12 protein-coding genes are annotated in these 12214 nt (G+C 57.8%); 3 read left to right on the forward strand and 9 right to left on the reverse strand.

The window, feature by feature from the left end:
• Window positions 1–273: 273 nt before the first annotated feature.
• Complete coding sequence (locus tag DSD31_RS26700; RefSeq protein ID WP_418325369.1) at window positions 274–405, forward strand: hypothetical protein; 132 nt, start codon at window positions 274–276, stop codon at window positions 403–405.
• Between the two features lie 181 nt (window positions 406–586).
• Window positions 587–1873 (forward strand): citrate synthase, encoded by a 1287-nt coding sequence (locus tag DSD31_RS17935; protein WP_004859660.1) that lies wholly within the window; start codon window positions 587–589, stop codon window positions 1871–1873.
• A gap of 710 nt (window positions 1874–2583) precedes the next feature.
• On the opposite strand, the gene nei is transcribed toward DSD31_RS17935, so the two are convergent.
• The 8 genes from nei to DSD31_RS17975 form a co-directional block, all read right to left on the reverse strand.
• A complete protein-coding gene (gene nei / locus DSD31_RS17940) occupies window positions 2584–3375 on the reverse strand; it encodes an endonuclease VIII (RefSeq protein ID WP_071359243.1) in 792 nt (263 codons plus the stop codon).
• Window positions 3376–3390: 15 nt separating this feature from the next.
• A complete protein-coding gene (gene pcp, locus DSD31_RS17945) occupies window positions 3391–4035 on the reverse strand; it encodes a pyroglutamyl-peptidase I (RefSeq protein ID WP_015584869.1) in 645 nt (214 codons plus the stop codon).
• A 9-nt stretch (window positions 4036–4044) separates the two neighbouring features.
• Window positions 4045–5040, reverse strand: a complete 996-nt coding sequence (locus DSD31_RS17950) for a DUF979 domain-containing protein (protein ID WP_044349708.1) — start codon at window positions 5038–5040, stop codon at window positions 4045–4047.
• Window positions 5037–5765: a DUF969 domain-containing protein gene (locus DSD31_RS17955; protein ID WP_004859651.1), complete on the reverse strand. Its 729-nt coding sequence runs from the start codon at window positions 5763–5765 to the stop codon at window positions 5037–5039. The genes DSD31_RS17950 and DSD31_RS17955 overlap by 4 nt, the downstream gene beginning before the upstream one ends.
• Before the next feature lie 62 nt (window positions 5766–5827).
• A complete protein-coding gene (gene pxpA, locus DSD31_RS17960) occupies window positions 5828–6574 on the reverse strand; it encodes a 5-oxoprolinase subunit PxpA (RefSeq protein ID WP_004859649.1) in 747 nt (248 codons plus the stop codon).
• On the reverse strand, window positions 6564–7496 hold the full coding sequence (pxpC, locus tag DSD31_RS17965; RefSeq protein ID WP_044349706.1) for a 5-oxoprolinase subunit PxpC: 933 nt from the start codon (window positions 7494–7496) through the stop codon (window positions 6564–6566). The genes pxpA and pxpC overlap by 11 nt, the downstream gene beginning before the upstream one ends.
• The gene (gene pxpB, locus DSD31_RS17970) at window positions 7490–8146 is read right to left on the reverse strand and encodes a 5-oxoprolinase subunit PxpB (protein ID WP_015584872.1); all 657 of its coding nucleotides are present in this window, start codon (window positions 8144–8146) and stop codon (window positions 7490–7492) included. The genes pxpC and pxpB overlap by 7 nt, the downstream gene beginning before the upstream one ends.
• Window positions 8147–8162: 16 nt before the next feature.
• On the reverse strand, window positions 8163–8906 hold the full coding sequence (locus tag DSD31_RS17975; RefSeq protein WP_032716908.1) for a type 2 GTP cyclohydrolase I: 744 nt from the start codon (window positions 8904–8906) through the stop codon (window positions 8163–8165).
• A gap of 270 nt (window positions 8907–9176) precedes the next feature.
• Between DSD31_RS17975 and dtpD the strand changes: the two genes are divergently transcribed.
• Complete coding sequence (dtpD, locus tag DSD31_RS17980) at window positions 9177–10655, forward strand: dipeptide permease DtpD (RefSeq protein WP_004859642.1); 1479 nt, start codon at window positions 9177–9179, stop codon at window positions 10653–10655.
• Here the strand turns inward: dtpD and phrB are convergent.
• A complete protein-coding gene (gene phrB / locus DSD31_RS17985; RefSeq protein WP_075808792.1) occupies window positions 10627–12069 on the reverse strand; it encodes a deoxyribodipyrimidine photo-lyase in 1443 nt (480 codons plus the stop codon). The genes dtpD and phrB overlap by 29 nt on opposite strands.
• Window positions 12070–12214: the final 145 nt, after the last annotated feature.

The following is a 12214-nucleotide window of genomic DNA, read 5'->3' on the forward strand; positions in this document are numbered from 1 at the left end:
CTTTCTATAACCTGTGGTCATGATAAAACCCCTTTTCAAGAGCTAAAACGTGACCAGACAACGCTGGGTGGCTCGGGATTGCAGGGTGTTCCGGAGACCTGGCGGCAGTATAGGCCGTTCACAAAATCATTACAATTAACCTACATATAGTTTGTCGGGTTTTGTCCGGAACAGTGATCGATGTCACGATAACAACATTATTTTAAATTTTAATCACCTGATTTGACAAATATTAAACATTCTTGTTACAACCATTACCAGATAAATGCAATAATGCTCAAAAGTTATGGGGTCACTCTTTCACCTGAGAATAAGTTATGCAACAGTGTGATGGTATTGACCGATGTAATCAGGACAGTTATTAGTGGTATACAGATTTTTAAATTCGGACTGCTAAAACGCTGATTTGCTGCTGTTTCGTCGTAGGCTGAAGACGTACCATCAAGCGCCTTTGCTCTGTACCCTGCAATTTCCGCTGACGCAGAGCTGTGTGCAACATAACAAACTGGTAACGTAGTCAGGCACGGGCCGAAGGCAAATCCACACCCGGCAGTCTTACGCAATAAAGGCGCTAAGGAGACCATAAATGTCTGATGCTAAAGCAAAAATCACCCTAGGCGGTGATACTGCTATTGAACTGGATGTGCTAAAGGGCACGCTCGGTCAGGATGTTATTGATATTCGTAGTCTTGGATCAAAAGGCGTATTCACCTTTGACCCTGGTTTCACTTCCACCGCATCATGTGAATCTAAAATCACCTTTATCGATGGTGATGAAGGTATCCTGCTCCACCGTGGTTTCCCGATCGATCAGTTAGCGACCGAGTCCAACTACCTCGAAGTGTGTTACATCCTGCTGAACGGTGAAAAGCCGAACCAGGAACAGTACAACGAATTCAAGACCATCGTTACCCGCCACACCATGATCCACGAGCAGATTACCCGTCTGTTCCACGCGTTTCGCCGTGACTCTCACCCGATGGCGGTGATGTGCGGTATCACCGGCGCGCTGGCCGCGTTCTATCACGACTCCCTGGATGTCAACAATCCGCGCCACCGTGAAATCGCCGCCTATCGCCTGCTGTCCAAAATGCCGACAATGGCAGCAATGTGTTACAAATATTCAATCGGCCAGCCTTTCGTTTATCCGCGCAACGACCTCTCTTACGCGGGCAACTTCCTGAATATGATGTTCTCCACGCCGTGTGAAACCTACGAGGTTAACCCGGTACTGGAACGCGCCATGGACCGTATCCTGATCCTGCACGCTGACCACGAACAGAACGCATCCACCTCCACCGTCCGTACCGCAGGTTCTTCTGGCGCGAACCCGTTCGCCTGTATCGCTGCGGGCATCGCCTCCCTGTGGGGACCGGCGCACGGTGGCGCGAACGAAGCTGCGCTGAAGATGCTGGAAGAGATCAGTTCCGTTGAGCACATTCCGGAATTTGTCCGTCGCGCGAAAGACAAAAACGACTCTTTCCGTCTGATGGGCTTCGGCCACCGCGTGTACAAAAACTACGACCCGCGCGCCACCGTAATGCGTGAAACCTGCCATGAAGTGCTGAAAGAACTGGGCACCAAAGACGATCTGCTGGAAGTGGCCATGGAACTTGAGCACATCGCGCTCAACGACCCGTACTTCATCGAGAAGAAACTCTACCCGAACGTCGATTTCTACTCCGGTATCATTCTGAAAGCGATGGGCATTCCGTCCTCCATGTTTACCGTTATCTTCGCGATGGCGCGTACCGTAGGCTGGATTGCTCACTGGAACGAAATGCACAGCGACGGCATGAAAATCGCGCGTCCGCGTCAGCTGTATACCGGCTACGAAAAACGCGACTTCAAATCCGACGTGGCCAAAGGCTAAATTCGATCCTGAAGACAAAAAACGCGTCTGCGAACGTCATGCTGGCCACTTAAGGTGGCCAGCTTTTTTTTTGTTTATCGTGGACCAGGGCGATGCCGGTAAACGGTAGTTGGCGCGAAAGTAATTTTCGTACTTCGGGGCATGTGTTCTGTGGAATATTCCGTTCACGTGAGGTTCCGCACGCGACTGTTTCCTGCGCGACAGGTGAACGGGCGGGAACGCAGGCGCACATCCAGGACTGACCGCCAGGACAGTGGTCAGAGGATCGGTCGAGACAGGGACGTCGAGTCCGGCCCGGTCCGCCAGATGAAGCCGGAGTGGAGCATACCGCGTAGCGGCCGTTTTCAGCGCAATGCCGGGGGTCATGGGGGGCGAGCGAAACGCCCCCCATGCCGTTCACCCGCAGCGGGCGTAAGAAAAGTGGCGGATTCACCGTGAACGGAACATGCCACAAAAGTGAACGATATACTCCACGGAACCCACGCGATAGACCTCTTTCGCACAAACCAGCGTAAAAACAACATCCCTGGCTTAACAGCGAACGACGGGACAGAAACTCCTGCAAAGATGTTGAAAACCTGACAGCGTCGCATAAAAAATCGGCAACCTCATTGAGATAACTGACTCTTACACCACTGCCACACCACTGCCGGATTGGTCAACCGGCACGAAAGACGGGCACGATAGCTTAAAAAGCGAACAACGCATCGCTAACGCTGGCACCCCGGACACCAGTAAAACGGTCGCGACGCGAGCATCGTTTTCTCGATAATCCCGCCGCAGCGCTCGCAGATTTCGCCATCACGATGGAAAACGTTAAAGCGGAACAGCGCGCCATGATGTTTATTCTCATCCACCGCCCCGCGGGTGCGATACGACAGGCGCGGAATATCCAGCAGCGCATGGGCCAGGGCGTCGAGCTGCTTATCATCGAGCGCCGATGCGTTATGCCGCCCGCTCAACCCGACCTGCCAGAGAATCTCCACCCGTAAATAGTTTCCCAGTCCGGCCAGAAACGCCTGATCCAGCAACAAAGCGGAAAACTGCCGTCGGCGGAATCTGGCCGACAGCAGGCGAGCTTTGACCGATTCCGCGGTCAGCGTCATATCCAGCACATCGGGTCCAACCCGCAATAAAAACGGATGGGTAGCCAGCTGCTCCGGCGTCAGAATAGCGATATCCGACGCGCTATAGAGCAAAATCGCCTTCTCCGCCGTCTGCAGCCTGACCCGAAGCACGCGGTTGCTGACCGGCTGTTCGCCCGCCTCCACCACGCGCCAGACGCCGTACAGCTGATTATGACTGTAGAGCGTCAACCCGCCGGAGAAATGCGTCAACAGCGCTTTGCCGCGGGTTTCTATGTGGGTTACCCGCTGGCCCACCAGCGGAGCCTGATACACCTGTAGCTGCGGAAAAGCGAACCAGACATCGGTAAGAGGTTCGCCTTTGACCGCCGCCTCCAGGCTATCCGCCGCGCGGCGGATCTCCGGACCTTCCGGCATAATAGCGTCCTTCTGTTAGTGCGTCGCACCGCCGACAATTTTCACATCCCCCTCCTGGCGCAGTGAGACGGCAATCGCCGTCTCCAGCGCCGCACGGACCGTTTGTACCGCCATACTCGCCTCACCCGGATGGGCGGCCGCCTGCTCCGGGAGGTACGGAATATGGATAAAGCCGCCTTTTGCCCCGCTTCGCCCGTTTAATGCATGCAGCAGACCATACATCACATGGTTGCAGACGAATGTCCCCGCCGTTTGCGACACCGATGCCGGTATGCCCTGCTCGCGCAGCGCCGCGACAATTGCTTTCACCGGCAGGCTGCTGAACCAGGCCGCCGGACCGTCGGCCACTACCGGCACGTCAACCGGCTGCTGGCCTTTATTATCGGGAATACGCGCATCATCGACGTTTATCGCGACACGTTCGACGGTAATATCGACACGACCACCCGCCTGCCCGACCGCTATCGTTAACACCGGTTGATGCTCATCCAGCGCCGCATACAGCGCCGTCAGGGCCTCACCAAATACACAGGGCAGCTGTCGCGCGACCACGCGCTCACCGGCCACCATCGCGCCATCAAGCTGCTTCACCACTTCCCATGAAGGGTTCACCGCCTCACCGCCAAAGGGTTCAAACCCGGTGATTAATACGCCCGCCATCTTTCCTCCTTACAGGAACATCAGGAAATAGAGTAGAAATACGTTGACGATCAGCAGCAGTACGCCGGTCGGAATCTGAGCCTTAATCACCGCATTTTTATCCGGCAGTTCCAGCAGCGCCGCCGGCACGATGTTGAAGTTTGCCGCCATCGGCGTCATCAGGGTGCCGCAGTAGCCGGAGAACATACCGATCGCCGCCATCACCGCCGGATTACCGCCGTGCTGAAGCACCAGAATCGGAATACCAATCCCCGCCGTGACAATCGGGAAGGCGGCAAACGCATTGCCCATGACCATCGTCAGCAGCGCCATGCCGATGGTGTAGACCGCCACAGCGACAAAGCGGCTGTCCACCGCCAGATAATGCTCGGTGAGCCAGGCAATACTGTTACCCACTCCGGCAGTGGTAAACAGCAGCCCCAGCACCGCCAGGATCTGCGGCAAAATAAACGCCCAGCCTACCGAATCCAGCAGACGACGCGCCTCCTGCAGCGGCTGCGCGACCTTTTCCCGGGTCATGCGAATCGCCATCATCAGGCCAATCAGCGTCCCGGCTGTCATCGAAAACAGCGTAATCAGCGTGGCATGATTACCCGGGCCAAACACCCGGACTTGCCACGATGGCAGGTTATTAAACAGCAGCACCCCGATCACCGTGACAACCGGAATAGCCAGCGCCGGATAAAACAGTCGGTTACCCAGGCGGGTCGCGCTGGCGGTTCGCTCTTCCTCGGTGCGCTGGTGATAGCTACCCAGCCTGACACCGCCAAAACCGGCGATCAGCGCCAGCGCCACGACGGCAACGCCGACGGCAATATTGACCGAGCGCTTGTCGTCTACCAGCTGATAAGTCCAGTCGCCAAGCAGGAACAGCAGACCGTACAGCCCCCAGAACAGGCCGGTGGTCAGGCGACGAGGGTTGCTTTTGTCGCGCCATGACATGACCGCGACCACCAGCAGAACGACACCCGCCAGCCAGTAGAGCCAGGTTTGTTGAAAATTCATGCGACACCGCCTTTCGCCTGTGCGGCGGCGTTCAGTTTATCCAGCTCGCGCTGCAGGTGACGATCGAGTCGCCACAGACGCGCGGAATGGATCGCGAAGGCGCAAATCGCCGTCGGGATCCCCCACAGGGCAATATGCAACGGTTCGGTCTGGATCCCACCGGACTCCAGCATAAAGTTGTGCATAAAGATGATGGCGCCGAAGGCGACGAAAATGTCTTCGCCAAAGAACAGGCCGACGTTGTCCGTCGCCGCCGACATCGCACGTAAGCGATAGCGAATGCTGCCGGGAAGCGGACCTAACGTTTTTTCCGCCGCCCCTTCCGCCATCGGCGCCAGCAGCGGACGCACCATTTGCGGATGGCCCCCCAGGCTGGTTAACCCCAGCGCAGCCGTCGCTTCGCGCACGAACAGGTAGACGATCAGCAGACGTCCGGCGGTGGCGCTGTGGATCTTCGCGATCCACGCCTGGGCGCGCTCTTTCAGGCCATGCCGTTCAAGTAGCCCAATGACCGCCAGCGGCAGCAAGAGAATAAATGGCAGGTTGCGGGTGTTAAGAAACCCCTCCCCCAGCTTTTCCAGAATGGTGGCGATGGGCATTTGCGCCGCCACGCCGGTAACAATTCCAGAGATAATGACCACTAAAACCGGATTAAAACGCAAAACAAATCCGACCACAATCACGGCAATGCCGATCAGCGGCCAGAGAGATATCGCTTCTCCCATGATAACGTCCTGTTAGTTGTGAGTGTTGTTGTGAGTGCTGTAATGCCTTAATAATTATTGTTTTATTCTTCTGTTTCCGCGCTGACCTGAATATTGCGTCCGGCAAAAGCCGCACGCAAACGGCGCGCAAAATCCAGCGCATGTTCACCGTCACCGTGAAGACACACGGTGTCAGCGATAACATGCGCCCATTCACCGGTGAGACTGCGTACCCGATTATGCTGCACCATTTCCAGGGTCTGCGCCAACGCCTGCTCTTCGCTGTCGATAAGTGCCCCGGGCTGTGAACGCGGCACCAGGCTACCGTCAGCCAGGTACCCGCGATCGGCAAAGACCTCCTGCCGCGTGACCAACTTGTAATGTTGTCCGGCGCGAATTAATTCGCTGCCGGCCAGCCCGACCAGGATCAGCGCAGGATCGAAATCTCGCACAGCCCGGGCAATCGCATCGGCCAGCGGCGCCTCTTTTGCCGCCTGGTTGTAGAGCATACCGTGCGGCTTCACGTGCTTCAGTTCGCCGCCTTCCGCGCGCACGATCGCCGCCAGCGCGCCAATCTGATACAGCATCTGGGCATAGACCGTCTCCGGCGGCAGCTGCATTGCGGTGCGGCCAAAATTTTCCCGATCGGGAAAGCTGGGATGCGCCCCGACGGCCACGCCGTTTTTCAACGCCTCGCGCACGCATTTATGCATCAGTAACGCATCGCCGGCATGAAAACCGCAGGCGATATTGGCGGAGGAGACCAGCTGTAACAACGCGCTATCGCTCGCACAGCCTTCCCCCAGATCGGCATTTAAATCAATGATCATCGCTCAGTCTCCATGCCAGTTGTTCCAGATAGCGCTGCTGATCCGCACGTGCTTTCAACGCCTCTTCCAGCGTGCACGGAACAAAATGAATCGGCTGGCCCAGCGGAATTTGCGCCAGCTGGTACATATCAGCGTCGATAATGCAGGCAATTCGCGGATAGCCGCCGGTGGTCTGCGCATCGTTCATCAAGACAATCGGCTGACCGTTATGCGGAACCTGTACCACCCCCGGCAGCAGGCCGTGCGAAAACATTTCGCGATGGGTGGTGCGCGTAAGCGGTTGGCCCTGCAGACGATATCCCATCCGGTTGCTCTGGGCGCTAAGCTGCCAGGGGGAACGCCAGAACGCCCCTTGCGAGGCCCGATCAAATTCATGGTACTCCGGCCCCGGTAACGCGCGGATGCGATTGCCGATCGGCAGTGACTTAACGCCCCGCGACGTACTGAATCGTCGGGACGCTTTTCCCAGCTTCAGCCGATCGCCATCCTGCAGGCGTCGCCCTTCAAGGCCGCCAATGCCGACTTTCAGATCGGTACTGCGCGAACCGAGCACCTCCGGAACATCAATGCCCCCGGCTACCGCCAGATAGCTGCGGATCCCATACTGCGGGGTTTTAAGCACCAGATGCTGCCCGGCCTTCGCCGCCATTCGCCAGCCGACCCATACCGGCTCGCCGTCCAGCATTGCTTCACAGGCGGCACCGGTCAGCGCAAACCAGCAGTCACGTTCAAACTGAATATCCACCTGGCCGAGCGTAATCTCCAGCGCGGCAGCATTTCCCGCGTTGCCGACCAACAGGTTAGCAATCACCAGCGAGGGTTTATCCAGCGCACCGCAGAGACTGATCCCCGACTGTCGCTGTCCTTCACGTCCGCCATCCTGTACCGAAGAGTACATTCCGGCGCGGATCATCTTCAACATACCCCCTCCTTTTGCGGCACAAAGCGGACTCGATCGCCGGAACGCAGCAGCACGGGCTCCTGACGCAATGGATCAAAGAGCGCCAGCGGCGTACGGCCCAGCAGCTGCCATCCACCCGGAGTCGCCAGCGGATACACGCCGGTTTGCGCGCCGCCGATGCCGACAGAGCCGGCGGGGACCCGCAGACGCGGTTCCGCATGTCGCGGCATCGCTAAACGCTCCGGCAGTCCGCCGAGATAAGGAAATCCCGGCTGGAAACCAAGAAACCACACCACGTACTCGACGGAGGCGTGCAGTTCGACAACCTGCTGTTCAGTCAACCCGCTGTGAAGCGCCACGTTCGCCAGGTCGGGGCCGTCTTCGCCGCCGTAGATAACCGGAATGGTCATCAGCCGCGACTGTGGCTCAAGCGCCTCGCTCTCCTCCCACCAGCGCTGCAACTGCTCAATCGCATCCCATGCCATCTCCTGCGGATGGCGCAGGACCACGGTAATATTGTTCATCCCCGGTATCGCATCCAGGACCTCTTCGTGATCCGCCAGTCTCTGAGCCAGGCGCCAGATACGCTTTTGACTTTCCAGCGTGACCGGGGGTTCGAGCTCCAGAACCACGGCGGTTTCGCCTAACATGTAACAACGCGCTCGCTGCACTTTTCTTTCTCTCTCATCAGGCCGGGTTGGGAATATCAATAAAGGTCACATCCAGATCGGTATTTTCCGTCAGCCATTCGCTCAACGCGCGAATACCGCCGCGTTCGGTGGCATGGTGTCCGGCAGCATAAAAATGCAGGGACTGCTCGCGCGCGGAGTGGATAGTTTGCTCCGAGACTTCACCGGTAATAAACGCATCGACGCCAAAGCGAGCGGCGCTGTCAATAAAGCTCTGGCCACCGCCGGTACACCAGGCGACACGGGCCACTTTATCTGGCCCGGTATCACCGCACCACAGCGGCTTGCGCCCCAGGCGCGCCTCAATCCACGAAGCCAGCTCCAGCCCGGAAACCGGCATCGACAGCTCTCCCCACGGGACCAGCGGCTCAATTTCCCCCATGACGGTGATCCCCAGCAGCTGCGCCAGCTGGACGTTATTCCCCAGCTCCGGGTGGGCATCCAGCGGCAGATGCCAGCCATAGAGGTTGATATCATTTGCCAGCAGCGTCTTCAGGCGCTGGCGCTTAATGCCGCGAATCACCGGCGATTCACCTTTCCAGAAATAACCATGATGGACGATCACCGCATCTGCCTGCAGGCGCACGGCCTCGTCCAACAGCGCCTGGCTGGCGGTGACGCCGGTGACAATTTTTTGCACCGTCTCACGCCCTTCCACCTGAAGGCCATTTGGCGCGTAGTCGCTGAATGTCGCGCTATTGAGCTTTTCGTTAATCAGTTGTTCCAGTTCGCTATTTTTCATTGCCGCTCCATCAGGTCATCATTTTGTGCACAGGCATAACATAGCGGTATCCGCGTAGATCGTCGATAGCCTCTGCGTGAGAGACGCTCGTTTGACTTTTAGCTTAATCCCGCAATTTGTCTACCCACCCCGTGATGCATTCGTGTATATTTATGCATTATAAAAGCATATTAAATAACCAGAAAGCCTTTAAGGCCATGAATAACACTGCTAAACCGCTATTCATGCAGAAAGATCGACTTTCGTTTTACGGCAGGAACCAGGCGTTACATGAACAGACAATCATCGCAACCGCGCGCAATCTATTACGTCGTCGCGCTGCAAATTTGGGAATACTTCAGTTTTTACGGGATGCGGGCGCTGCTGATTTTGTATCTCACCAATCAGCTTAAGTACGACGATAGCCACGCCTACGCCCTCTTCAGCGCATACTGCTCTCTGGTCTACGTCACGCCGATTCTCGGCGGTTTCCTGGCCGATAAGCTCCTCGGCAACCGGATGGCGGTGATGCTCGGCGCGTTGTTGATGGCCATTGGCCATTTGGTGTTGGGTGCCAGCGAAATTGCGCCAACCTTCCTCTATCTGTCGCTCGCCATCATCGTCTGCGGCTACGGATTGTTTAAATCCAACGTCAGCTGCCTGTTGGGAGAGCTGTACGAACCCACCGATCCACGCCGCGATGGCGGCTTCTCGCTGATGTATGCGGCGGGGAATATCGGCTCGATCGTCGCCCCCATCGCCTGCGGATATGTGCAGGAAGAGTACAGCTGGGCCATGGGCTTCGCCCTCGCCGCCGTCGGGATGATTGCCGGACTGGTGATTTTCCTCTGCGGCAGTCGCCATTTCCGTCACACCTCGGGCGTCAATCGCCAGGCGCTCTGCGCGCGCCGCTTTATGCTGCCCAACTGGGGCTGGCTGCTGGTTCTGCTGATCGTGGCCCCGCTGCTGATCACCGTGCTGTTCTGGCAGGAGTGGTCGGTCTATGCGCTGATCGTGGCGACGATTGTCGGCCTGGTGGTACTGGCCAGAATTTATCGGCGGGCAGAGACGGCCAAACAGCGTCGAGACCTGCGACTCATTATCGTCCTGACCGGATTCAGCCTGCTGTTTTGGGCTTTCGCTCAGCAGGGCGGCAGCTCCATCAGCCTGTATATCGACCGCTTCGTGAACCGGCATATCATGAGTTATGAGGTCCCGACCGCGATGTTCCAGTCGGTGAACGCCTTTGCGGTCATGCTCTGCGGAATGGTGCTGGCCTGGCTGGTGAAAGAGAATATCAACGGCAACCGTACCGTGCGGATCTGGGGTAAATTTGCGCTGGGTCTGGGGCTGATGAGCGCCGGCTTCTGCATTCTGACCCTGAGCGCACGCTGGTCGGCCGCCTACGGACAATCGTCGATGCCGCTGATGGTACTGGGCCTCGCGGTAATGGGCTTTGCCGAATTGTTTATCGACCCGGTGGCGATGTCGCAAATCACCCGTATCGAAATCCCCGGCGTGACCGGCGTGCTGACCGGCATCTATATGCTGCTCTCCGGCGCCATCGCCAACTATCTGGCCGGCGTGATTGCCGACCAGACAGCACAGGGTGCGTTCGATGAAGCCGGTGCGACCAGCTACGCCATTGATGCCTATATCAACGTGTTCAGCCAAATCACCTGGGGGGCTTTAGCCTGTGTCGGCCTGGTGCTGATAATCTGGCTGTATCACGCCCTGCGGGTCAGGACCCGCGCCCTGGCCGTGGAGTAAGGCTTTTACTGGCGGCCTCCCAGGCCGCCAACGTCTCCAGTCGCGCCTGCTTGTGATCGACCAGCGGACGCGGATAGTTCAGGCTCACCCTCTGTTTATCGGCCCAGATCCACGGCTGATGCAGCGCGTTATCAGGGACATCGGCCAGCTCTGGCAGCCACTGCCGAATAAATGTCCCGGCCTTATCGAACTTCTCTCCCTGGGTGGTCGGATTAAATATACGAAAATAAGGGGCGGCGTCGGTGCCTGTCGACGCTGCCCACTGCCACCCGCCGTTATTCGCCGCCAGGTCGCCATCAATCAGCTGGTTGATAAAATAGCGCTCGCCCGCGCGCCAGTCGATACGCAGGTCCTTGACCAGAAAACTGGCGGCAATCATCCGCAGCCGGTTATGCATCCAGCCCGTGGCATTGAGCTGGCGCATCGCGGCATCGACGATCGGAAAACCCGTTTTCCCGGCTTGCCACGCCTCTAATCCTTGCACATCGTCACGCCATGTCACGTTATCGGTCCAGGCAATGAACGGGCGACCTTTGCATAAGTCCGGGTAGAACACCATCAAATGTCGATAAAACTCCCGCCAGATCAGTTCGTTTAGCCAGACGGAGCCTGCTTCACCGTCGAGCGCCGCCGGCTGCTCAGCCAGCAGTCGATGCAGGCACTGGCGCGGGGAAAGAACGCCTACGGCCAGACATGGCGACAGCCGGCTGGTGCCTTCCGTGGCGGGGAAATCACGCTGCTGGTCATAATCGGCGGCTTTTTGCTGGCAGAAACGGCGCAGTCGGGCGATAGCCGTTTTCTCATCGTCGGCAAAAAGGTGGGGATCAAAAGCCTCCTGCGGATAGCGGATCTCCGGCAGCGGCGCTGGCGTCAGGGGGCCGTGACCACGTACCGTCGGTGCGGCCACGCACTCCGGCAGCGCCTCGCGCAGTCGACGGAGAAAGGCATTTTTAAAGGGCGTAAACACCTTATACATTTCGTGATTCCCGGTCAGCACGCTGCCTGGGGACAGTAAAAGCGCATCGTCAAACCCGTGACATACCACGCCGCTCAGCCGCTTTTCCACCGCCGCATCGCGCTGACGCTCGTTGATTTCGTACTGGTAGTTATAAAACAGGTGGCTGACCTGCTGCTGCGCGCAATAGTCAGCCAGCAGCTGGACGCTGGCCGAAAAATCCGCCGCCTCCGCCACCTGCAACGCAATTCCTCGCTCGGCAAGAGCTGACTGCAGGCTACGCAGATGGCGGACGATAAATGCCGCCTGCCGCGGCGCCATACCGTGCTGATGCCACTGGCCCGGCGTGGCGATAAACAGCGCCAGCACGCGGGCATGCGGATCGCGACAGGCGGCGGCAAGCGCCAGGTTGTCATGGATACGTAGGTCAGCGCGAAACCAAACCAGATGAGTGGCCATAAAACTCCTGCAATCAGTAACATTCATGGATTCGATACCTCCCGGCCGGGTACGTAGCCCGCGAGGGAAGCATCAGGAAATTCAGATATAGAGTGTTGCAGGAGGCGCGCAGGCGCAAGCAGAGGTCGTCTGACCGGGCAAAAAA

Source organism: Klebsiella sp. X13, assembly GCF_003323835.1.
Lineage (GTDB): Bacteria > Pseudomonadota > Gammaproteobacteria > Enterobacterales > Enterobacteriaceae > Klebsiella > Klebsiella ornithinolytica.